Here is a 23,975-nt window from a genome sequence, read left to right as displayed (position 1 = left end):
CACGAAGGGGCGACTCGAAAGGGGGGACATCTGTGCCTTAGGCCTCCTTATGCCGTCATACCACACAGCAGTCTGGCGTTTAGCTATAAATATATTTATGGCATGGCTTATGTCGCTCCAGCATCTGCGCACCTTTGTCGAAGTCTATCGCCAGCGTTCGATCAGCGGGGCCGCACGCAGCCTTGGCCTGACGCAACCGGCGGTTTCCCAGCATATTGCCGCGCTTGAGGCCGCCATCGAGCGCGATCTGTTCACCCGCCAACCCAAGGGCGTTATCCCCACGCTGGCGGGCGAGGAACTGGCCGCCAGCCTTGGCGACCGGCTCGATATTGCCGAGGCTGCATTGGCGGCGGCGCGGGCGCGGTCCTCGGATATGACGGGGTCGGTGCGGCTGATCGGTCATGGCGATTTTCTGGCCGAGGTGGTGGCGCCGCGCCTCTTGCCGCTGCTCCATTCGGGCCTGCGCATCAGCCTGCACACCGGCGACCGCGAGGCGATCCGGCAGGGGCTGATCGAGGGCAATTATGACCTTGGCCTCTCGGCCTATATGCTGGCCGACCGCCGGCTGCGCAGCGCGCGCATTCATGAAGAGCGGGTCTATGCCGTGGCCGCGCCGCGCGTTGCCGCGCGCATCATGGCCGCCCCCGATCTGCGCAGAGCGTTAATGGCCGAACCGGTGCTGGCCTATCATCTCGAACGTCCGCTGGTCGAGGATTGGCTGGTGGAAAACCGTCTGCCGGGCCCGCCTGTCAGCCCGGCTGTGGTGGGGCAGGATCTGCGCTGTCTGCGCAGCCTGTTGATGCAGGAATTCGGCTGGACTGCGCTGCCCGGCTACCTGTGCGGCGATTTGATTGCGCAGGGGCAATTGGCCGAAATCATCGCCCCGGTTGAGCGGCCTGTTCACACTTATTCGCTGGTCTGGTCGCCCGCCGCCCTGCGTCATCCGCGCGTTGCCTTTGCTCGTAATGCGTTAATGGCGGGCAGCTTTCCCTAAAAGGGACATTTTCCCACCGGTTTGTCGCAATTTGTCGTAGTTACCACTAGGCAGTCGGCACGAGTTCTCTACAAGGAATGTGCGATGGCGGGGGCCTGAGTTGGGGAACTGTGTAATGTGGGGACGGGCCGTGTCAGGTCGTGGGGGAAAGGACAGCCTGTTGAAGGGCGGGCTGGCGCTGGCATGGATGCTGGCCGCATCGCCCTGTTGGGCGCAATCGGTTTCGCCTGATGCCGCACCGGGCTTTGCTGCGCAGCAAAGCGTGGCGCAGGATGCGGCAACAACGCCCAATGTTCCGCCGGTTCAGGACGCCGCTCCGACATCGGCCCAACCTGTGGTCTCCCCCCCCGCTTCCGCCGAAACCCAGCCTGCCGAGCCGTCGCGTCACACCGGCCATCATGGCGCCGAGGAAGAACCCGGCATCGTGGTTTCCTCGCGCCCGCTGGCGCCCGATCCCGGCCGGGCCATCAATCAGGCCTCCTTTGCCGTGACACAGGCGATTGACAATGCGGTGCTTGAACCCTTTTCCAAAGGGTATGAGGCGGTCGTGCCTTCGCCGGTGCGCGACGGCATTCACAATGCGCTTTATAACCTGCGCGAACCGGTGATCGCGGCCAATTTCCTGATGCAGCACAAGATCGGCAAAACGGCCGAGACCGTGGCCCGTTTCGTCCTCAATTCGACGATCGGTCTGGCCGGCATCTTTGATATGGCCAAGCGCAAGCCGTTCAGACTGCCTTTCCGTGAAAACGGTTTTGCCGATACGATGGGTTTTTATGGTGTGCCCAACGGGCCGTATATTTACATGCCCTTGTTCGGATCGACAACCCTGCGCGATTTGACCGGACGCATTGTGGATCGTGCGGCCTTGCCTCTGGCAATCGGCCGCAATGTCCTGCCGACGGCGGCCGTCGTGCCGATGATCGTGCTGGGGATTGTTGATCGCCGCGTGGTCAACAAGGAGCGGCTGCGGCAGGAAAAGGAAGCAGCCGATCCCTATACGACCACCCGCGACAATTATCTGCGCCGTCGGGCCGATCAGATCGAGGGTCTGCGCCATCCCCATGGCGAGGGCGAAGCCGACAAAAAGGCGGAAAAAGAAAAAGAGGGCTGATCGCCAGCCCTCTTCGTCCATGCTTAATCCTCTGCCTTAGTCCTCTGCCTCTGCGGCGATGAACAGGCATTGTTCGACCCGCATGGTCCAGATCAGCCCGTCGCCCTGACGGGCGGTGCGGGTGATCTGGCGGATCGTGTCATAGATCGGCTTGGCATTGGCTTCGTCCACGACGATGTGGATCATGGATTTGGGCGTGAAATCGACCAGATCCTGCTTGATCGTCCATGGATTGTTGCCCAGCTTTCCCGTGCCGCTGCACCCTTCGACGCTGGCCACGGTCATGCCGGGAAATTCCGGCAATTGCCGCAGCGCCACGCGCAGCATTTCAAGACGGCTTGGCCGAACAACGGCGCGGATTTCAATCATGGCCATGGTGTTTTCTCCCCTCAGGCCTCGACGCGTTCATCATCAAAGAAGCGATAGATCGTGGGCAGCACCACCAGCGTCAGTACGGTGGAGGTGATCAGACCCCCGATCACCACGATAGCCAGCGGCTTTTGCACCTCCGACCCCGGCCCTGTGGCAAAGAGGAACGGGATGAGGCCCAGCAGAGCCACGGTCGCCGTCATCATCACCGGGCGGAAACGCAAGGTTGCCCCCTGAACCACCGCCTCGCGCACCGATTTGCCCTCGTCACGCAGATTGCGGATATAGGAGACCAGCACCACGCCATTGAGCACTGCAATGCCCCAAAGCGCGATAAAGCCCACCGAGGCCGGCACCGAGAGATATTCCCCCGTCACCGCAAGGCCCACGATCCCGCCGATGGACGCGAAAGGCAGCACCAGAATGATGAGCGAGGCCAGACGCAGCGAGTTGAACAGCACGAACAGCAGGAAGAAGATCGCCGCCACCGTGATCGGCACGATGATCATCAGATGGCCCAGCGCGCGCTCCATATTCTGAAACTGGCCGCCCCATTCTAGGTAATAGCCGTCGGGCAGCTTGATCTGCTTATCGACCTTCTGCTGAAGCTCGGCCACGAAACCGCCAAGGTCGCGGCCCTTGACGTTCATGCCGATGACGATGCGGCGCTTGCCCATTTCGCGGCTGATCTGGGCCGGGCCGTCCGACACCACCACCTTGGCAACGTCGGCCAGACGCGCCTGCGCGCCGCCGGGCGAGGTGATCAGCAGGTTCGAGATCGCCTCGATATTGTTGCGATAGGCCTCGGGCAGGCGGACCACGCCGGGGAAGCGACGCTCGCCTTCAAAGATCTCGGTTGCCTGTTTGCCGCCCACCGCCGTTTCCAGCAGATCGTTGACGTCGGCCACATTGAGGCCAAAGCGCGCCAGCGCCGCCCGGTCGATCTCGATCGAGAGATATTGCTGGCCGCTGACCTTTTCGATGCGCAGATCTTCGGCGCCCTGCAGGGATTGACCCACGCGGGCGATTTCCTCGGCAACGCGCTTCAATTCGTCCATGTCATCGCCAAACACCTTGACCGCGATGTCCGAACGCACGCCGGTCACCATTTCGTCCACGCGGTCGGAAATGGGCTGGGCCATGACGATCTGGACGCCGGGCAGGGCTTTAAGCTTTTCGCGCATGGCATCGGCAATGTCGTCCTGATTCCAGCCCTTGGGCCATTCGTCGCGCGGTTTCAGGCTGACGATGGGGGTGGATTCGTTGGGGCCTTGCGGGTCGGCCGGGCTTTCGCCGCGACCCACGCCCGACACTGCCGATTTGACGCCGGGCACCTGCATGATGAGGCGCATGCCCTCCATCTCGATCTTGATCGATTCATCCAGCGCGATGTTGGGTACGCGGTTGATGCCGGGCACCACCGACCCTTCCTTCATTTCGGGAATGAAGGCCGTGCCAAGGAAAGGCAGGATCGCCAGCGTGGCCAGAAAGCCGCCCACGGCAAGGCTGATGGTGCGCTTTTCATTGCCCAGCGCCCAATGCAGCATCCGTAGATAGTATTTCTTCATCACCTTGATAACGCGGGTGTCGTGGTCTTCCTCGCCCCCGTGGCTGCCCTCATGGGCCTTAGGCGCCTTGAGCAGATAGGAGGACAGCACCGGCGTCACCGTCAGCGACAGCACCAGCGAAATGGCCAGCGCGATGGCGATGGTGTAGGCCAGCGGCGAGAACATCTTGCCCTCCATCCCCTGCAACGTCATCAGCGGCAGGAAGACGAGGATGATGATGCCCACGCCAAAGATCACGGGCGTGGCCACCTCGACCACGGCGCGCAGGATGATGCGCACCTTGCTCTCACCGCTGTCGCGTGTCTGGCCCAGCAGCAGGAAGGCGTTTTCCACCACCACCACCGACCCATCGACCATAAGGCCAATGGCGATGGCAAGCCCCCCCAGCGACATGAGATTGGCCGAGATGCCCAGATAATTCATGCAGATGAAGGTCAGCAACGGTGTCAGCACCAAGGTCGAGACCACGATCACCGAGGATCGCACATCGCCAAGGAAGACGAAGAGCACGATCACCACCAGCACGATGCCTTCCATCAGCACCTTGACCACGGTGTGGATGGCCGCATCGACCAGTTCGGAGCGGTCGTAATAGGGCGCGATCTTCAACCCTTCGGGCAACATGCCCTTGCTGTTGATCTGTTCGACGCGCTCCTTGATCTTGGTGACGATGGCCTTGGCATTGCCGCCCGCCATCATCAGCGCGATCCCGCCCACGCTTTCGGTCACGCCATTCTTGATCAGCGCGCCATCGCGCACGCCCGGCCCGATCTTCACCTCGGCCACATCGCGCAGATAGACCGGCGTTGCCGCGCTTTCGCGGATGACGATGCTGCGCAGGTCATCCTCGCTTTTGACCAGACCTACGCCCCGGATCAGATATTGTTCGGCATATTGGGGCAGCACCCCGCCGCCCGCATTGGCATTGTTGCGGGCCACCGCCTGATAGACCTCGGCCACGCTGACGCTGTAGTGGCGCAGCTGATCGGGGTTGACCAGAACCTGATATTGCTTGGCAAAGCCGCCCTGCGAGTTGATCTCGGCTACGCCGGGAATCGAGCGCAGCAGCGGGCGCACCACCCAGTCCTGCACCGTGCGGCGGCGGGTCAATTCCTCTTGAGACAGCACGGAATTGCCGTCGCCCGGCTTGTCCAGCGTATATTGATAGACCTCGCCCAGACCCGTCGAGACCGGCCCCAGCACCGGGGCGATCCCCGGCTGCATCTTCGAGCCGACCTCGATCAGGCGCTCCATCACCAACTGGCGCGCGAAATAGACATTGGTCTTGTCGGTGAAGACCAGCGTGATCAGCGAGAGGTTGGGCTTGTTGAGCGAGCGCATCTCCTCAAGGCCGGGCAGGCCGGTCATCGCCACCTCGATGGGCACGGTGGCCATGCGCTCGACCTCTTCGGGGCTGCGGCCCGGCGCTTCGGTGGCAATCTGCACCTGAACATTGGTCACATCGGGAAAGGCATCGACCGAGAGTTTCGACGCCGCATTCAGGCCAAAGCCCAAAAGTACCGCCGCCACCACGATCACGATCAGGCGCTGCTGCAGCGCCGCGCGTATCAGGGACTGGATCATTGGCCTTCCAATGCCTGCCGGTTGCGTTCGTTGTTGAGGTGGAAGGCGCCTTCGATGGCGATGCGCTCACCCGGCTTGACGCCTGAAATCACCACCCTCTTGCCCGCGACCTCCTCGCCCAGCGACACCGCGCGGATGCGGAATTTGGAAGGCGCGGTTTCGACAAAGACATAGTCCTTGTTGTTCTCACGCACGATGGCGGCATTGGGCACCACGGGCTGCTTTTCGGGCGTGGCCGTCACCAGCATCGTGGCCAGCATCTGGGGCTTCAATTCCCCGCCGCGATTGTCCAGTTCGGTGCGCACCACCACAGTGCGCGTCTTGGGATCGACCACCTGGCCCACATAGACCAGTTTCCCCTCGCGCTTGGCCCCGCCCAGCGCCGGGATTTCCAGCGCGACGGTCTGGCCCTGCTGAACGAAGCGCACCTGCTGCTCGGGCACCAGAGCGGTGGCCCAGAGTTTCGACAGATCGGCCACCACAAACAGCGCGTCGGCAGGCTGCACCACTTGCCCCAGCGCCAGATTGCGTTCGACCACCACGCCGTTCATCGTCGAGAGGATCGGGGTGGAGGAGGAAATCACCCCTTGCCCCCCCAATTGCCCCAGCGCGGCGGCGGACACGCCCAGCAGGCGCAACTGATCGGCGGCGGCGCGCATTTCGGCGTGCGAAATATTGGCTTCGCTCTGGCGGCGCTGGAGTTCGGCGGCGGCGATCACATCGGCGGCGTACAATTGCTGCGCACGCTCGGCGGCGCGGCGGTTCAGTTCATATTGTGAGCGTGCCCGCAGATAGGCGAGTTGCTGCGTTGAAAGGTCCGAGCTGTTGATCCGGCCCAGCACCGTGCCGCGCCCGACGCTCTGGCCGATGTTGGCTGCCATATCCGTCACGCGGCCCGTCACGGTCGCGCCGATGCGCGCCACGCGGTTTTCGTCAAAGGTGATCTGGCCCGCCACCCGCAAAGTATCCGACACCGCCTCGACGCCCACCGGGGCCACCTTGACGCGGCCCTGCATATTGGCGCCTGCCACCACACTTTCAGGATCGATCCTGGGCTTGGCGGCTTTTTTCTCATCGCCGCAAGAAGCCAGCGCGAGGCCCAGAGCCAGCGCCACAAAGGGAAGTTTTTTCATGGGTCTATCTCTGCGCAAGATTGGAGTTGAGCCGCTGGATTTCGACCAGCGCCACGGCCAGATCGAAACGGCTGTTGATGAGATCGGCGCGCGCCGCGCGGAACACGCGCTGGGCGTCCAGCACGTCGATCAGCCCGCGTTCGCCAAAGCGATAGGCGGCCTCGGCCACTTTGAGCGCCGATTGCGCCTGCGACACCACGCCGCCTTCAAGGGCTGCCACGGTGTTCTGGGCGATCTCATATTGCTTGTAGGCGATCACCAGTTCCTGACGCACCGCATATTCGCGCGCCTCAAGCCCCAATGTGGATTTCGACAATTGCGCCTCGGCCGCCGCCACCGGCCCCTTGCGCCGGTCCCAGATGGGCACGGTCAGGCTGACGCCAAAGCGGGTCTGGTCCTGTTCAGCATCGCCGCTGCGTTCGGCGCGCAGCGCGATCTGCGGCAGCCGCAGCGCTTCCTCGGTGCGCAGGCGATAGCGCGCCTGATCCTGCTGGGCGCGGGCCTGAACCAGATCGGGGTTGGTGCGCGCCACCTGTTCGACCAACTCGTCAAACGGCGGCAATTTGGGCAAGGCCTGCAAACGCCCCGTCACCGTGAAATTTTCCGGCAGGGCGGGGCCGACCAGCATCCGCAACTGGCTGCGCGCCTGCTGCACCCGCAAGGCGGCGGCGGCGGCGGTCTTTTGTACGTTGAGCAATTCGGCCTCGGTGCGGATCGCCTCGAATTTGGCCGTTTCGCCCTGTTTGACGCTGAAGGACACCTTTTGCTGGACCGAGCGGACGATGCCGACATCTTCCTCGGCCACCACCTGTTCGGCGCTGCGGCGCAGCAGGTCGTAATAGGCCATGCGCAGATTGGCCAGCCAGTTGGTCACCTGTCCGGCAAAGCCCGCCTCGCTGGCGGCAAGGCCTGCACGAGCGGCCTCGATGCGCGGCGTGCGCGAAAAGGGCAGGTCGAGCGGCTGCGACAGGCTGTAGCTGGTGGCCGTGCCTGAAATCCCGCTGGCCACAGGCTTATACCGCATAGGGCCGGTCATGAATTCGACCGTGGGGTTGGGCAGGGCGCGCGCGGTGCTCACCTCGCTGCGGGCGATGGCGACATCGCGCTGGGCAGCCTGAAGAGCAGGATTGGTGTCCTGAGCCAATTGCTCAAGATGATCGAGAGTATAGTTTTCCTGCGCTATGGCGTTTCCGCCGCTCAGCAGAAAAAGCACCAGAATATGGTGTAATCGCATCAGTAATCGAACTCCGCGAGGGCTTAATCCCGTATTTCCAGAACCCTCCCGACGGACGACTGACTATGGTTATGTTCTATCGTTGTCGGATTGTGGGGTATGGGAAAGCCGGCGGAGCGGCAAATAAAAATCCAATAAACAATTTGCAATTGACGCGCAGGTGCAAGGCCCTGCGCGTCAGAGGTTTCAGAAGGTGATGGCGGGTGCCTCGGCCTGATCCAGCCGCGCGCCCATGATCCGGGCCAGCGTGGGCGCAATCACGCGCATGTCGATCTCGCCCAGATCGCGGCCCTTGGGCACGCCCGGCCCCGCGATCACAAAAGTCGAGCGCATACGCGGATCGCCGGGGAAGAAGCCATGCATCCCCTTGGTCGGCGGCACAAAGCGCAGCGGCAGGCCAGGCGCGATAAAGCCGGTCGCCAGCATCGGCGGGGCAAGGTTCAGATAGAAGCTGGCCTGCGGATTGCCGCCCGCCTTGGCGATGGCCTCGCCCTCCAGCATATCGGTGATACGATTGGCCGGATCACCTTTCAGGCCCAGCAGCAGGTCGCGCACCCGCGCCACCAGCGCCGCATCATCGGGCCGCGCCAGCACCACCGCCACCGATCCGCCCGAGGCCCAAGCCACCGCGTCCCAGCTCTCGATCTTTTGCCGCCCCAGCGGATCGGGCGCGGACAGGCGGATAAGGCCCGCATCAATCAGCGCGCGGCTGAGGTTGAAGGCATTGTCCACCGGTGCAAAGCCATGGTCCGACACCACCGCGATCACCGCATCGGGATGCGCCTTGCGCTCGGCGGCAATCAATTGGCCGACGATGGCGTCGAGCCCTTCCAGCACGGCATGGCTGGCTGCGCTGTCGGGGCCGGTCTCATGCTCGGTATGGTCCAGAGCGGCCAGATAGACGGTCAGGAAATCGGGATGATGCGCGGCGATCATCCTTGCGGCAAACCGTCCGCGCGTTTGATCGGCGGGCAGATCCTCGGCCTTGCCCGGCGCATAGGGGCCTTCCTTGGCCTCCAGTTCCGGCAACAGGCCCGGGGTGGCAAGCGCGGCCAGCAGTTTGGCGTCATCCTCGTGGCCCGTGCGCCAGATCTGGGGCAGGTTCCAGCCGATCTTTGCCCCCACGCTGACCGGCCAGTGGACATTGCCGGTGGTCAGCCCACGCGCGCGGGCCGCATCCCACAGGGTCGGCGCTTTCAGATCGGCGGCATACCAGTACCAGCCGTCCTGATTCATCGCGGTGGGATCGAAAGTGAGATTATTGACGACGCCGTGATGCGCCGGATCGACCCCGGTGATCAGCGTCGTATGGCTGGGATAGGTCAGCGTGGGCAGCACACCCACCACGCCGCCTGCATGCGCTCCTTCGGCCAGCAGGGCGCGCAGGGCCGGGATTTTCAATCCGCGCCTGTCGGCCTCGATCACATCGCCGGGACGCAACCCGTCGATGGAGATCAGCAGCACCGGGTGATGCGCCGGTTTGGCGGCAGGTTTTGCCCCTGCGGCAGGCGCCGAGGCGGCAGGGATGCACCCTGCCGCCAGCAACAGACCCAGAAGCGCGGATTTCACGCCCATCAGAAGCCCGCCTTGACCGTGCCGAACACCGCGCGCGGTGCGCCAACCATCAAGGTCTGGTTGTCGCCGCTGAAGCCGAAGCCATTGGTGCCGATGGTCGAGACATATTTCACATCGAACAGGTTGGTCGCATTGACCTGAAGCTCGATGGGGCGGTCCGAGAAGGGAGTCTTGACGCGATAGCCGATGCTGGCATCGACCAGTGTGCGCCCACCCACGAACTGATCGTTCGTATAGGTGAAATAGCGCTTCGACATGTAATTGACCGCAACCCGCCCAAAGATCACCTTGTTGTCATAGGCCAGCTCGGCGCGGGCCAGATGCTTGGGCGCATCCACCGTGGTCTTGCCGACCAGCCTGTAGCTGCCGATGTCGTCGCGATAGGTGCTGTCATTATAGGCATAGGACAGGGTGGTCGAGAAGCCATGGCCCAGCCGGGCGTTGACCAGCGCCTCGATCCCCGCCGAGCGCACGCCGCCCACGTTGGAGAGCAGATTGGCCGAACCCACGATTCCCGCCGCGGTGGGGATCACCAGCAGGCGGTTGTGGAAGTTGGTCAGATAGGCGCCCAGCGTGGCGTTGATGCGCGCGTCGGAATAGCGATAGCCGGCCTCATACGTGTCCGAGCTTTCGGGCTTCAGGCTGCCCTTCACCGCGTCGAACCCGGCCTGCGTGGCCGAGAAGGGGCCGCTGGTGGTGGCGGACTGATAGGCGCGGGTGGACTGGGCGAAACCGGCGTAGATTTCGCTGTTGCCGCCGATCTTATAGGCCGCCCCGATGGTGGGCTGGAACCAGTCCTTGGCCGTGATCCGGCCCGAGGCGCGGCCGCCCGCGATCACCGGGCTGGCCTTGTTGATGACGGCAAAGCCCTTCCAGCCCAGATTGATGGTCAGATCGCCATATTTCACCGTATCGGCGACATGATATTGCAGCGTCTCGGTGGCGAAATTCAGCTCCCATTGCGTGGCAAAAGGGTTGGACGGCCAGTCGAGCAGGCCCTGACCCGGATCGGTGCGGCTGAGCACGGCGTAATAGCGGCGGGCCTGGTTGAAGGCATTGTGTTCCCACCAGCCGCCGACGGTCAGCTTGTGGGCGCCGATCTCGCCGTCGATATGGCCAAAGATGCCGCCGCGCTTGATCGCATATTCGGTGGTGCGCAGCGAGAGGGGGATGCCGTTCGGGCTGTTGACATAGGGCGTCCACCAAAGGCCGCGGCCCTTGTTGTCATGATAATAGCCCTTGATCTCGCCGGAGAACTTCTCGCTCAACTGGGTCTTGGCGCCCACCCAGCCGAGGAAGTCCTTGCGCAGACCGCCGCCCGAATAATAGGCATCGTCGGCATTGGCGAAGGGGGCGGGCCATGCGGTGCCGGCCGAAGGATTGGTGGGCACGGCGCCCGAATAGCCATTGTTGGCCGCCACATCGGCGACCTTTACGGCCAGCGCGTAATTGTTCGAGATATTGTCCCAGTTATAACCGAGGCGACCCAGCATTTCGAGGCTGAGATCCTGATAATCGACCTCGGCGCGGTCGGAATAGGAGCCATAGGCCGAGAGTTCGGTTGCGCCCACCTTGCCCACGATCTTGGCGTTCACCAGCGTCTGGCGCTGCTGGCCATAGCCCTTCCACTTCGCGGTTTCGTGGTGATCAACCGAAATGAAGCCGCGCAGATTGCCATTGGCATCGGCCGCATTGACCCGGCCAAAGGTGCGCCAGCTGTTGAAGCTGCCATAGGTGGCAGCAGCATCCAGCGCGAAATGATCCAGCGGGTCCATGCTGGAAAACTCGACCGCGCCGCCAAGATTGTTGGTCGCCTGCGTGCCCAGAGCGCCTGCGCCCTGTGTCACGCGGGTGGCGCCGATATTGTCGGTGATGATCGCGCGGCTGACATGCAACCCGTTGAGGTTGCCATAGGTGGCATCGCCCAGCGGCACGCCGTCGAGGGTGAAGCCGATCTGGTTCTGATTAAAGCCGCGAATCGAAACGCGCGTGGCCCATTCATACGAACCGAACGGATCGGCGCTCTGGAAATTGACGCTGGGCAGGTTCTCGATGGCCTTGAACGGGCTGGTGCCGGGCACCAGCACGGCCAGATCCTTGGTGGTCAGCGTTTGCGCCTGACGCACGATGCCTTGCCCCACCACGACGATGGTGTCCGATTCGCCCGCATCGGCGGCGGCAGGGGCATCGGAGGCAGGCGCTTCGGCCGCATGGGCGATGCCAAGCGGGCAAAGCGCGCTGGCGGCAAGCAGAAGATGGCAAAGTTTGGACATGACGACCCCCATGTGCGTGAATGCAGTGATGGGGCGCGGCCTAAGACTGGCCTGTTACGGACAAGTGGCGGAACAGAGGCGCTTTGGTGACGTTTGTGTGAAGATTACAAGACGTTGCTTATTTACATCAATGCCAGCCCATATGCCGCCCGATGAAAATCAGCGCCATCGCCCCCACCACCGAGGCGAGGAAACCGGCCGGGCGGGCAGGGCGCCCCACATCGCCGCGATTGACCACCAGATCGGCCAGCAGCGAGCCCCCGACGCCCAGCAGAATCGTCATCCACCACCCCATCGGCACCGTGCCCAGATAAACAAAGCGGGCGACCAGCCCGACAACAAGCCCGGAAAACAGCGCGGCGATCAGGCGGAACATCGGTTTTCTCCCAAACTGTGGGGTGTTCTAGCAGATTAGTACAGCATGATCGAAGCGCAAAGCAGATCCGCAAGGCACATGCAGATGTGGAGAACTTTTTTGCTTTTTGCCCAATTTGACGCTTGCATGACAGGCCAATGCCCGATTTCCGCCGCGTCGCCGCGCCGGTGGATGGGCGCGGTTAAAATGCGCGACGGGGCGCTTTCCTCTTGCGCATGTTTCCGCCTTTGAGGCACAACAACTTGTGGCCGGTGAAGGGCGTCGACCTCTATCCCTAGTTTCGGTTGCTTGAGGCAGGAATGTCTCGATGCGAGACGATTCTGTGGAAAAGAGCAGCCCCTGCAAGCGCCGGAATGACCGATTTCAACACCATGGAGGGGCAGAACGTGGATTTCAGCAGCGGGGATGAGCGAGCCGAACGCAACAGCGATCTTTCGACTTTGCCGCTGACGGAGCCGCAGACGAGTGCCGATGGCGCCGCCGTTCTGTCCGAAAAGAAGGAGGCGGGCGCAAGCCCGGCTATGCCGATGAATGATAAGACCGATATGGCCGCCGATTTGTTGACCGCCGAACGCGCGATGGGCGATCTGCTCAGCGTGGCGGCCGCTGCCGCTTCTTCGCCCAAGCAGCCCGAGGACACCAAGCGCGTTGATGCGCGCCGGTTCAACATCGTGACCGATCCTTCGCGCGATGCTTTGCTGACCGATTTCGGGCGCGAGACGCTCGATGACCGCTATCTGCTGCCCGGCGAAAAGTATCAGGACCTGTTCGCCCGCGTGGCCGACGCCTATGCCGACGATGCCGATCATGCCCAGCGGATCTATGACTATATTTCCAAGCTCTGGTTCATGCCCGCAACGCCGGTGCTCTCGAACGGCGGGACCGGGCGCGGCCTGCCGATCTCGTGCTATCTCAACACGGTTGAGGACAGCCTGGACGGCATCGTCTCGACCTGGACCGAAAACGTCTGGCTTGCCTCGCGCGGCGGCGGCATCGGCACCTATTGGGGCAAGGTGCGCGGGATTGGCGAGCAGGTGGGCCTGAACGGCAAGACCAGCGGCATCATCCCCTTCGTGCGCGTGATGGACAGCCTGACGCTGGCGATTTCGCAGGGGTCGCTGCGTCGTGGTTCGGCGGCGGCCTATCTTGATGTTTCGCATCCGGAAATTGAGGAATTCCTCGAAATCCGCAAGACCAGCGGCGACTTCAACCGCAAGGCCTTGAACCTGCACCATGGTGTGCTGCTGACCGATGACTTCATGCAGGCGGTGCGCGACGGGCGCGAATTTGAGCTGAAATCGCCCAAGGATGGCAGCGTGCGCGGCAAGGTCGATGCGCGCAGCCTGTTCCAGAAGCTGGTCGAAGTGCGTCTGGCCACCGGTGAGCCTTATCTCGTGTTCTCCGACACGGTGAACCGCATGATGCCCAAGCATCACCGCGATCTGGGGCTCAAGGTCTATACCTCGAACCTGTGCAGCGAAATCACCCTGCCCACCGGCAAGGACCACCTTGGCAATGATCGCACCGCCGTGTGCTGCCTGTCCTCGCTCAACCTGGAAACCTGGGACGAGTGGAACGGCGACAAGCGCTTTATCGAGGACGTTTTGCGTTTCCTCGACAATGTGCTGCAGGATTATATCGACCGTGCGCCGTCCGAAATGGCCCGCGCCAAATATTCGGCCAGCCGCGAACGCAGCGTCGGCATGGGCGTGATGGGCTACCACTCCTTCCTGCAAAAGAAGGGCATCGCCTTTGAAAGCGCGATGGCAAAGGCGTGGAATCTCAAGATGTTCAAGCATGTCTCGGCCAAGGCGGACGAGGCGAGCATCCTGTTGGCGCAGGAACGCGGCGCATGCCCGGATGCGGCCGACATGGGCGTGATGCAGCGTTTTTCGTGCAAGATGGCGATTGCGCCGACCGCCTCGATCTCGATCATCTGCGGCGGCACCAGCGCCTGCATCGAGCCGATCCCGGCGAACATCTATACGCACAAGACGCTGTCGGGTTCGTTCGTCGTGAAGAACCCCTATCTGCAAAAGCTGCTGGCCGAAAAGAGCAAGGATTCCACCAATGTGTGGAACTCGATCCTTGAACAGGGCGGCTCGGTCCAGCACCTCGATTTCCTGTCGCCCGACGAAAAGGCGACCTACAAGACCAGCTTCGAAATCGACCAGCGCTGGCTGCTCGAATTCGCCGCCGACCGCACGCCCTATATCGATCAGGCCCAGTCGCTGAACCTCTATATCCCGGCCGACGTGGACAAGTGGGACCTGATGATGCTGCACTATCAGGCGTGGGAAAAGGGCATCAAGTCGCTCTACTATCTGCGTTCCAAGTCTGTGCAGCGCGCTGGTTTCGCCGGCGGGGTCGAGGCGGACAACACGTCCGAGGCGCCCAAGATCGAATTGAGCGCGGGCGAGCAGACGGACTATGAGGAATGTCTGGCCTGTCAGTGATTTTTCGTGAGGTTGATGCCTCCGGCGGGCAAAGGGCCGGGGGCCCTTTGCAATCCCGTTACTGGGTGGCGCCTGGTTTGCAGTGATGCGGATTGGGCGATGAATTGAAAGCCTGCGGCGCTATTTAACGGCGCCGCAGGCTTTATCATTTGAACCTTGCGTCCGACACCCATAGGCCTAACCCGTCGCGCAACGCAGACAGTAACGGGAGCGCGAGGGTCTAGACCCTCGCATCTATCCCTTGCTTCCTGCCCCTGACACGCCTTGCGACATTTTCTCACCCTTCGCGGCTTGCCAATATGTCGCATTGCCTGCTTTTTATCAGCGCGTAACCTTGGTGCGCAACGGGACCGCGCTTGTTCAAGGCCCGATTCTAGGAAGGGAATTTCATGCGTAAGTGGCACCGCTGGCTCAGCCTGTTTTTCGGCGTTTTCATGTTGTGGATGGCCGTTACCGGCGTGCTCAGCCAGATCGTGCCGTTGACTCAGGCCAAGCCGCAGCAGGAGCAGGGCGCTCCGGCCTCGATTTCCAAGCTCCAGCCCGATTTCGTCTGCCCCGAGGATGTGATGTGCCGGCCCAAGCAAAAGGGTGGCCAGAGCCTTGTCGGCCTGCTTCACCATCTGCATTCGGGCGAGACGTTTGGCCCGGTCGGCGTGGTGATCTCGACGCTCACCGGCTTTGCGCTGCTGTTCTTCTCGATCTCGGGCATCTGGCTCTATGTTCAGATGTGGGGCTTTCGTAAGGGGCGCGGGCTGTCGCCGCGTTGGTTCTGGAAATAAGGTTTTGCCTCCGGCGGGCAAAGGGCGGGGGCCCTTTGCAATCCCGATAAGGGGGGCGCGCCTGGTTTGCGATGATGCGGATTGGGCGATGAATTGAAAGCCTGCGGCGCTTTTTACCGGCGCCGCAGGCTTTCCTGTTTCTGCGTCGCGTCCGACACCCATTGGCCGAACCCGTGGCGCGGCGCAGACAGTAACGGGAGCGCGAGAGACGAGTCCCTCGCATTTTCTCCGCCTTCTTCTCCCGCAAAAAAATCCTCCGCCGAATCTGTGGGAAAGCATCCAGGGCCGATGCATCCCGGCGCTGAAACTGTTATGAAGCGCGCGCAGTCGATGTAACGCATATCCACAAGACCTTGTGGTTGCCTGCTCGCAATACCATCTATCTGTTGATGGGCCGGATCGCGCTTCTATCGGCGCTCCCGCCCGTCGCGGGCCTTGAAAACCGCCGATTCTGGAGTAGTCGCATGTCCCTTCTCGAAGCCAGTAAGACCTACAAACCCTTCGAATATCCGTGGGCTTACGACTTCTGGAAGCGTCAACAGCAGGTCCACTGGCTGCCTGAAGAAGTGCCGCTGGGCGAGGATTGCCGCGACTGGGCGCAGAAGATTTCCGAGCATGAGCGCAACCTGCTCACCCAGATCTTCCGCTTTTTCACGCAGGCCGACGTGGAAGTGCAGGATTGCTATCACGAAAAATATGGCCGCGTGTTCAAGCCGACCGAAATCAAGATGATGCTGGCGGCGTTTTCGAACATGGAAACGATTCATATCGCGGCCTATTCGCATCTGCTCGACACGATCGGCATGCCCGAAACCGAATATGGCATGTTCCTCGAATATGAGGAAATGAAGGCCAAGCACGATTACATGGCCACGTTCGGCGTCGATTCGGACGAGGATATCGCCCGCACGCTGGCCATGTTCGGCGGCTTTACCGAAGGGCTCCAGCTCTTCGCCTCCTTCGCCATGCTGATGAACTTCCCCCGCTTTAACAAGATGAAGGGCATGGGCCAGATCGTCACCTGGTCGATCCGCGACGAATCGCTTCACTGCGAAGGCATCATCAAGCTGTTCCACACCTTCGTGCAGGAACGCGGCTGCCTGACCAAGGCGGTCAAGGAAGACATCATCGACTGCTGCCAGAAGACGGTGCGCCTCGAAGACGCCTTCATTGACCTCGCCTTCGAACAAGGCCCCGTGCCGGGCATGAGCGCCAAGGATATCAAGCGCTACATCCGCTATATCGCCGACTGGCGTCTGGGCCAGCTGGGCTTCCAGCCGATCTATATGATCGAGGACCACCCGCTGCCCTGGCTCCAGCCGCTGCTCAACGGCGTCGAACACGCCAATTTCTTCGAAACCCGCGCCACCGAATATTCCAAGGGCGCGACGCGCGGCGACTGGAACACCGTGTGGACCAGCTTCGATTCGCGCCGCAAGGCCAAGGCCATCGACCCTGCCGCGCTGATCTTCGACGAGGGTGCGGGGACCGAGGATATGTTCAAGGCGGCGGGGATCGCGGCGGAGTAAGCGTTTGGTCGCTTATTCGCTGCGCGATTTTTAATATACGAGGTACTGTCTGCGTTGCGCGCAGGTCTGACCTTAAGTGTCAGACGCAACGTAGAAATTTGAAAGCCTGCGGTGCTGTTCAAAAGCGCCGCAGGCTTTCAATATTCAAGCATAGCGCCTCCGCCGCAAACCAAACGCCACCCCATAATGGGATTGCAAAGGGCCCCCGCCCTTTGCCCGCCGGAGGCAAACTCTTACCTCCACTCCTCCAACGCATCCCCCAAGGCTTCCTTCAAAGCCCCAAGATCCGCCTCAAACGCGCGCCAGTGATCCAGCCCGGAGCGATAGATCGGCTGCCGCACCTGCTCGCTGGAAACGGTCCGCACCGCGCGATCATTCTCGAAAAACCGCAGACAGGCCGGATCGAAGCCAACCCCTACCGCGTCCAGCAAGCGGCGCACCTGCCCCTCGGTATCCTCGACCAGATCCTCATAGACCAGCGTGTGGACGGCCCCCGGAGCGGTTTCCGCAAAGTGGCGGACCAGCGCGAGATAGTGGCGATAGTACCGCCCCAATTCCGTCAGATCATAGGAAAACTCCTGCCCCTCGGCAAAGAGTTGCTTATATCCCGAAAAGCACGCGGCCATCGGCGCGCGGCGCACATCGACGATCCGCGCATGGGGCAGGATCAGCCGAATCAGGCCGATATGCCGGAAATTGTTCGGCATCTTGTCGATAAAACGCGCCCGCCCCAGCCTTCGATGCACCGCCGCCCGGTCCAGATATTCTTGACCCCATGCGCGCACCTGCGCCGCATCCGCCGTGGCCAGCGCATCATCCCCGCCCGCCGCAATCCGCGCCGCCAGCGCCCCTATATAGGGCAGCTCCATTGTGCCCTCGATATCCGGGTGGCTGGCCAGAATCTGTTCGACCAGCGTGGAGCCGGAGCGCGGCAGGCCGACGACGAAGATCGGCGCATCGCTGTCGGCGCCCCAGCCTTTGCGGGCGGTAAAAAACTCGGGCGTAAACAGCGCCGAAACCTGTGCCGCCTGCGCCTGATAATCCTCGGCCACCATGGCGAAATGGCGGCGCACCAGCGCATTGCCCCGCGCATAATGGGCAAAGGCATCGCCCGCCCGGCCCGCATCCTCGGCGGCGCGGCCCACGGCAAATTCCAGATGCAGCCGGTCCACCTCGGCCAGATCGCCCCGCGCCAGCAATCCGCGCATCGCCGCCAGATCGCCCTCGCTCAACGCCGCGACCTTCAGATTGGCCAGCGACCACCACGCCTCGCCCACATGCGGCGTCAGCGAGGCCGCGCGGCGATAGGCGGCAATGGCGGCGTCGCGCTCGCCCTTGGTACGCAGCGCGTGGCCATGGTTGATCGCCACGCGCGGATTGCCGGGAAATTCGCGCGCCAAACCGGCATGCAAAGCCTCTGCCCCTGCCTCATCGCCCAGCAGCGCAAGGCAGCCGGCCTGAAGGTTGCGATAGGCCGGATTGGCAGGGTCAGCGGCCAGCAAGGGCGCCAGTTCGCGCATCGCCGCCTCGGCCTCTTGCCGGACAAACAGCGCGCGGGCCAGATCGAAGCGCGCCAGCGTAAAGCCCGGATCAAGCGCCAACGCATGGCGCAGCAAAGTTTCGGCATTGTCAAACGCCCGCACTGCCACATAGCAGGCGGCCAGCAGGCGCGAGGCCTCGGCATGGTTGGGTTGGGCCAGCAGGAAGGCGCGCAGGATCGCCTCGGCCTGATCAAAGCGGCCAAGCGCGACCATTTCGGCCGCCCGGCCCACATCGGGATGATCCGCCGACAGACGCGCCAATGCCGCCTTGGCCCGCATCTCGCGCGCGCCGTCGCCCGTGGCGAAAGCCGCATCGGCCAGCGCCTGCCATGCTTCGCCCAGCGCAGGGTCAAGCTGGACCGCCGCCTCAAGCTGCGCCAGCCCGTCGCCCGCCCGCCCGGTCGCGCGCAGGCACAGGCCCAGTTCATAGCGCGTGCGCGCCGCGCGGGGAAAGGCTTGGGCTAAGGGTGCCAGCAGGCCCAGCGCTTCGACGCAGCGCCCCTGTCGCCGCAGCGCAGAGGCCAGAATGAGGCGCGGGCGGGGGTCTTGCGGCGCACGGGCGGCCAGCGCGCGCGCCAGCTTTTCCGCACGGGTGGGGGCATCGGCCAGCGCCGCTGCGGCTTGGGCAAAAGGATCGCTCATACATCATCCGCATAGGGCCAAAGGGCCGCAATGGGCAAAGAAAAAGCCCGGCCTGCATGCTCCGTTAAAGGGAGCGGCAGGCCCAATTTCAGGCAAATAAAAGCCCGGCCTGCGCGGCCCCATAGGGGACGGCAGGCCGGGCCGCAGGTGTCAGGCTAGATCAGAAGTTTACGGTCACGCGGGCATAGTAATAGCCGCCGTTGATGCCCCAAGGCGTGAAGGAAAGCGGGGCATTGTACACATTGTTGGCCAGCGGACGTTCGCTGGTCGTGCCCTTGTTGATGGTGGGCATGGTGGGCGCCTGCTTGTCGAACAGGTTGTTCGCGCCAAGGTCGAAGCGGATCTTGGGGGTGAACTTATAGCCCACGTTGAGGTCGGTGATGAAGGTCGTGCCGATCTTCATCAGACGGCAGGTGTTGGTGTCGCCCCCGGCGCAATTGCCGGTGCCATCGGTGCTGATATGCTGGCTGGTCGTGCCATACAGCGTTTCGCGCAGGTTGACCGAGAACTTGCCGATGTTCCACAGCGCGCCCGCGATCAGCTTGACGCGCGGCGTGGCCGTGGTCAGCGCATCCTTGGCGGTCTGGGTCAGCAGGTCGGTCTGGCCGGCGGCGGCGTTGTAAACCGCGGCGGGCAGGGGGTTGACCTTGGTGATCTCGGTCTTGTTATAGTTGGCGCCCAGCGACCAGTCGACCTTGCCCATTTCGCCGAAATCGCTGCTGTAGCTGGCGGTGGCTTCGACGCCGCGGGTGCGGGTGTCGACGCCGTTGGTGAAGATGTCGATACCGGCATAGGACGAGGCATCGGCCAGCGACACACCGCGCGAGGTCAGCGCGTCGACCACGGCCTGCGACACAACGGTGGTGCCCAGCGTGCCGAAGATATCGCCCGAGGGAACGATACGGTCGCGGATCTTGATCTGATAGGCATCAACCGTGATCTGCAGCTTGGGCAGCGGGTGGGCGACGAAACCGACCGAGAAGTTGGTCGACTTTTCCGCCTTCAGCTTGGCAAAGCCCAGCGTTTGGGCAGCCGCCGAGTTGGGGGGCAGCTGGCCAAAGGTCGAGCCGGGGCCGACGTTGACCGACGAATAATAGGCTTCGGCCAGCGTGGGGGCGCGGAAACCGTTCGACACGGTGCCGCGAATGCCCAGCTTTTCGCTGAAGTCATAACGGGCGTTGAACTTGCCCGCCACGGTCGAGCCGAAGTCGGAATAATGTTCATAGCGGCCCGCCACATCGACATGCAGATGTTCGATGGGATCCGCCGCCACATCGACATAGCCGGCATAGGAGGTGCGGCCATAGGAACCGGCATCGGTGGGGGCAAAGCCCGGATAGGACTGGGCGCCGCCATAGATGTAGGAGGCATATTCGCCCTGGCTGATCGAGTAATTGCCCTGGCGATATTCACCGCCGAAAGCCAGCGTCAGCGGCTTGGACATGCCCAGATCGAAATCGCGGCTGATGTCGATATTGCCGACCCATTCGCTGTTCGAAAGCTGGCCGTCATAGAAATTGCGCTGGAGGCCGGTCAGGGCCGTCGCGCTGGCCGACTGGGCCATGGAGTACAGCGTGGGGTTGGCCGAATTGATGGTATAGAGCGCCACCGCATCCTTGCCATAGGTCAGCGAGAGGTCATAATTCCACTGCGCGGCCTTGCCCTTGATCCCGGTGGTCAGCGAGAAATCTTCTTCGCGGATGTTTTCCTGCGGCTGGAAGCCCGAGGAGAGCGGATAGACGGTCGTGCCGGTGCTGGTCGTGCCCGAAACGCGGTCGGGCGAACGATAGTTTTCATAGGCCTTGGCGTTGCGGTTGCCATAGGTGCCGAAGGCATAGACCTGCGCGTCCGAGCCCACGTCATAGCCTGCGTTGAACGACAGGTTGTAAATCGAATAGCGCGCATCGCCATTGATGTTATTGACGTTGGGATAACCGGCAAAGCTCTTGAGGCCGTTGATCTGGGTCGAGTTCAGGATCGAGGTCTTGAGCGAGCCGTCCGAATAGAAGAAGCGGCGGTCATAATTGCCATGCGAGGTATAGTCGTGGAACTTATACTCGCCGGTGACATTGACGAAGCCCTTGTCGCCCAGCTTAAAACCGAGGTTGAGCGCGGTGGCCGCCGTCTTGCCGCCGTTTTCATAATTGCTGCCGCCGGTCGCGGTGAAGCTGCCGCCGTGGTCGGCGCTTTTCAGCATGATGTTGACCACGCCCGCAATCGCGTCCGAACCATACTGGGCCGCCGCGCCGTCCTGCAGCACTTCGATGCGGCCGATGGCGTTGGTGGGCACAAAGGAGAGGTCGGTGGTGGCGCTGCCCGAATAGGGGCTGCCGCCCAGCACGGCCAGGTTGGCGGTGGTGTGGCGGCGCTTGCCGTTGATCAGCACCAGCGTGTCATTGGGGTTGATGCCGCGCAGCGCGGCCGAAAGCGTCAGGTTGGCCGTATCGCCACCAAAGCCCTGGAAGTTCAGCGAGGGCAGCGTCTGGGCCAGAACCTGCGTCAGATCCTGCTGGCCCACGCTTTGGAATGCCTGCGTGCCGATGAGCTGGATCGGGGCGGCGCTGTCGGCGGCCTTCATGCCGGTCTGGCGCGTGCCGGTGACGATAATCTCGCTCGAAGGCTCGGTCTGATCGGCCGCCTGTGCCGCCATCGGCGCGAAGAGGGCAAGCGCCGTGGTGGTGAACAGCAGTTTCTTCATGCAAATTTCCCTCATGGTTAAACCTTGATCCCTGGGTCGGGGCATGGTCGCGACCGGATTCACGGGGGCTGTGAAACCGGGGGCGGGGTCCCGATGAGGAATGGCTACGCCTTGGGGAGCAGGCGGGCATATACTGGCTTCGGCGTATAGACCGGGGTTTTATGTCGCTTTTATTGCTTTATGTCATGCGGATGCCGCGCTGCGGCATTTTATGCCGGAAAGGGGGCATTGATCGGTCATAAAATGCGGCATCCCGCCCATTCTGCCGAAAATCGGCCTTGCGGTTCTTTTGGGCAGGGTCATGCGGAATAAGCACATTGGCGTATCAACAAATGCGAAATTTGCGCCGATTTCCCAATCCAGCCCCCAAGCTTTGTTAGGAATCCTCAATTGTCCTGAGAGCCTGACAATCCCTATGGTATGACAGAAGAGGTCGCAGAGCCGCCTTTGTTGCCCCCTTATGTTGCCCCCCTCGTTGCACATGCGAACAGGAACCTGAGAATGACCGACAATTCAGCCGCGAATGGGCTCCTTCCAAAGATGACCAAGCGCGACCTGCTGTCCATGATTGGCAAGACCGCGGGCGCTTCGGCCATGTATATGGCCATGTCCAGCCTCAATCAGGCCCATGCGACCACGTTCAAGGGTAAGCCCAAGCTGGAAGGCGACGTCAAGGGCGCCTCGGTGCTTATTCTGGGCGCGGGCGTGGCTGGGCTGGTGGCGGCGCTGGAGCTGAGCCGCGCGGGCTACAAGGTGCAGGTGCTGGAATATAATAATCGCGTGGGCGGCCGTTCGTGGACGCTGCGCGGCGGCGACAGCTTTACCGAACTGGGCGGCGCGACGCAGAATGTTGGTTTCGCGCCGGGCAATTACATCAACCCCGGCCCGTGGCGCCTGCCCTATGACCACAAGGGCATGATCTCTTACTGCAACGAACTGGGCGTTGCGCTTGAACCGTTCATGCAGGTCAACACCAATGCCCTGCTGCACAACACGCAGGCCTTTGGCGGCAAGCCGATCCGCTATCGCGAGATTCAGGCCGATTTCATGGGCCACACCAGCGAATTGCTGGCCAAGGCGGTCAACAAGCAGGCGCTGTCGGACGAAGTGACCAAGGAAGACGCCGAGATCCTGCTCGAAGCGCTGCGCGACTGGGGCTCGCTGGACAAGGATCTGCGCTATGTGAAGGGGCCGGAAAGCTCGGATCGTCGCGGCTGGGCCAAGAATCCGGGCGGCGGCCTTTCGGCCTATCCCGAGCCTTCCGAGCCGATGAAGTTTTCGACCGTCCTGCAATCGCATCTGTGGACCGGCCTGTCGGCGGGCTTTGGCATTGAGCGCCAAAGCTCGATCTTCCAGCCGGTGGGCGGCATGGACAATGTGGCCAAGGGCTTTGAAAAGCATGTTGGTCAGTTCGTGCGCTTCAACAGCAAGGTCGTCTCTATCAAGCAGGACGCCAAGGGCGTGACCGCCACGTTCGAGGACACCAAGACCGGCCAGCGCGGCACGGCCAGCGCCGACTATTGCCTCTGCACCATCCCGCTTTCGGTCCTTTCGCAGATCGACATGAATGTGGGCGACAAGATGGCCAATGCCATCCGCGCCGTGCCCTATGAGGCTGGCTTCAAGGTGGGCCTTGAATTCAAGCGCCGCTTCTGGGAGCAGGACGACCATATCTTCGGCGGCATTTCCTATACCGATCTGCCGATTACCCAGATCTCGTATCCCTCGTCGCGCTATGGTTCGACGGGTCCGGCCACCCTGCTGGGCGGCTACACCTTTGGCGCCTATGCCTATGAATTCACCTCGTTGCCGCCCGCCGAGCGTGTGGCCCGCGCGGTGGAATGGGGATCGAAAATCCACCCGCAGTACAAGGACGAGTTCCTCAACGGCGTGGCCGTGGGCTGGCACCGGGTGCCGTGGACGCAGGGCTGTTTCGGCAACTGGAGCCCCGAGGCGCGCAAGGAGCATTACGACAACCTGTGCCAGATCGATGGCCGCATCCTGCTGGCGGGCGAGCATGCCTCGTTCATTCCGGCATGGCAGGAAGGCGCGCTGACCTCCTCGCTCGACGCTATCGGGCGTCTGCATCAACGTGTTGTGGCAGGGTGAA

General features: G+C 62.5%; 15 protein-coding genes. 6 read left to right on the top strand and 9 right to left on the bottom strand.

Annotation, left to right across the window (positions count from 1 at the left end):
- Positions 1-109: 109 nt before the first annotated feature.
- Together GGR38_RS11275 and GGR38_RS11270 are read left to right on the top strand one after the other, a co-directional pair.
- Entirely contained in the window at positions 110-994 is an 885-nt protein-coding gene (locus GGR38_RS11275) for a LysR family transcriptional regulator (RefSeq protein ID WP_183625894.1), read from the top strand.
- A 130-nt stretch (positions 995-1,124) separates the two neighbouring features.
- On the top strand, positions 1,125-2,108 hold the full coding sequence (locus GGR38_RS11270) for an MlaA family lipoprotein (protein WP_183625561.1): 984 nt from the start codon (positions 1,125-1,127) through the stop codon (positions 2,106-2,108).
- A 36-nt stretch (positions 2,109-2,144) separates the two neighbouring features.
- On the opposite strand, the gene GGR38_RS11265 is transcribed toward GGR38_RS11270, so the two are convergent.
- The 7 genes from GGR38_RS11265 to GGR38_RS11235 all read right to left on the bottom strand — a co-directional run bounded on the left by GGR38_RS11265 (position 2,145) and on the right by GGR38_RS11235 (position 12,220).
- Positions 2,145-2,483 (bottom strand): P-II family nitrogen regulator, encoded by a 339-nt coding sequence (locus GGR38_RS11265; RefSeq protein WP_183625559.1) that lies wholly within the window; start codon positions 2,481-2,483, stop codon positions 2,145-2,147.
- Positions 2,484-2,497: 14 nt separating this feature from the next.
- Entirely contained in the window at positions 2,498-5,629 is a 3,132-nt protein-coding gene (locus GGR38_RS11260) for an efflux RND transporter permease subunit (RefSeq protein WP_183625557.1), read from the bottom strand.
- A complete protein-coding gene (locus GGR38_RS11255; protein WP_183625555.1) occupies positions 5,626-6,762 on the bottom strand; it encodes an efflux RND transporter periplasmic adaptor subunit in 1,137 nt (378 codons plus the stop codon). Before GGR38_RS11255 ends, GGR38_RS11260 begins: the two co-directional genes overlap by 4 nt.
- A gap of 4 nt (positions 6,763-6,766) precedes the next feature.
- Positions 6,767-7,996 (bottom strand): TolC family protein, encoded by a 1,230-nt coding sequence (locus tag GGR38_RS11250; RefSeq protein WP_183625553.1) that lies wholly within the window; start codon positions 7,994-7,996, stop codon positions 6,767-6,769.
- Between the two features lie 186 nt (positions 7,997-8,182).
- Complete coding sequence (locus GGR38_RS11245) at positions 8,183-9,571, bottom strand: alkaline phosphatase family protein (RefSeq protein WP_183625551.1); 1,389 nt, start codon at positions 9,569-9,571, stop codon at positions 8,183-8,185.
- Positions 9,571-11,844, bottom strand: a complete 2,274-nt coding sequence (locus tag GGR38_RS11240; RefSeq protein WP_183625549.1) for a TonB-dependent receptor — start codon at positions 11,842-11,844, stop codon at positions 9,571-9,573. Before GGR38_RS11240 ends, GGR38_RS11245 begins: the two co-directional genes overlap by 1 nt.
- Before the next feature lie 127 nt (positions 11,845-11,971).
- Entirely contained in the window at positions 11,972-12,220 is a 249-nt protein-coding gene (locus GGR38_RS11235; RefSeq protein ID WP_183625547.1) for a GlsB/YeaQ/YmgE family stress response membrane protein, read from the bottom strand.
- Positions 12,221-12,573: 353 nt separating this feature from the next.
- On the opposite strand from GGR38_RS11235, the gene GGR38_RS11230 reads away from it, so the two are divergent.
- The 3 genes from GGR38_RS11230 to GGR38_RS11220 all read left to right on the top strand — a co-directional run bounded on the left by GGR38_RS11230 (position 12,574) and on the right by GGR38_RS11220 (position 16,984).
- Positions 12,574-14,676 (top strand): ribonucleoside-diphosphate reductase subunit alpha, encoded by a 2,103-nt coding sequence (locus GGR38_RS11230; RefSeq protein ID WP_425497056.1) that lies wholly within the window; start codon positions 12,574-12,576, stop codon positions 14,674-14,676.
- A 389-nt stretch (positions 14,677-15,065) separates the two neighbouring features.
- A complete protein-coding gene (locus tag GGR38_RS11225; protein ID WP_183625545.1) occupies positions 15,066-15,455 on the top strand; it encodes a PepSY-associated TM helix domain-containing protein in 390 nt (129 codons plus the stop codon).
- Between the two features lie 464 nt (positions 15,456-15,919).
- The gene (locus tag GGR38_RS11220; RefSeq protein ID WP_183625543.1) at positions 15,920-16,984 is read left to right on the top strand and encodes a ribonucleotide-diphosphate reductase subunit beta; all 1,065 of its coding nucleotides are present in this window, start codon (positions 15,920-15,922) and stop codon (positions 16,982-16,984) included.
- A gap of 233 nt (positions 16,985-17,217) precedes the next feature.
- On the opposite strand, the gene GGR38_RS11215 is transcribed toward GGR38_RS11220, so the two are convergent.
- Together GGR38_RS11215 and GGR38_RS11210 are read right to left on the bottom strand one after the other, a co-directional pair.
- Positions 17,218-19,167, bottom strand: coding sequence for a tetratricopeptide repeat-containing sulfotransferase family protein (locus GGR38_RS11215; RefSeq protein ID WP_183625541.1), 1,950 nt, complete (start codon positions 19,165-19,167; stop codon positions 17,218-17,220).
- A 160-nt stretch (positions 19,168-19,327) separates the two neighbouring features.
- A complete protein-coding gene (locus tag GGR38_RS11210; protein WP_183625539.1) occupies positions 19,328-21,865 on the bottom strand; it encodes a TonB-dependent receptor plug domain-containing protein in 2,538 nt (845 codons plus the stop codon).
- 540 nt (positions 21,866-22,405) lie between these two features.
- Here GGR38_RS11210 and GGR38_RS11205 point away from each other — a divergent pair.
- The gene (locus tag GGR38_RS11205) at positions 22,406-23,974 is read left to right on the top strand and encodes a flavin monoamine oxidase family protein (RefSeq protein WP_183625537.1); all 1,569 of its coding nucleotides are present in this window, start codon (positions 22,406-22,408) and stop codon (positions 23,972-23,974) included.
- Position 23,975: the final 1 nt, after the last annotated feature.

It is taken from the genome of Novosphingobium sediminicola, from assembly GCF_014196525.1.
In the GTDB taxonomy this organism is placed as follows: Bacteria; Pseudomonadota; Alphaproteobacteria; order Sphingomonadales; family Sphingomonadaceae; genus Novosphingobium; species Novosphingobium sediminicola.
This window is presented reverse-complemented; position numbering and strand designations above follow the sequence as displayed.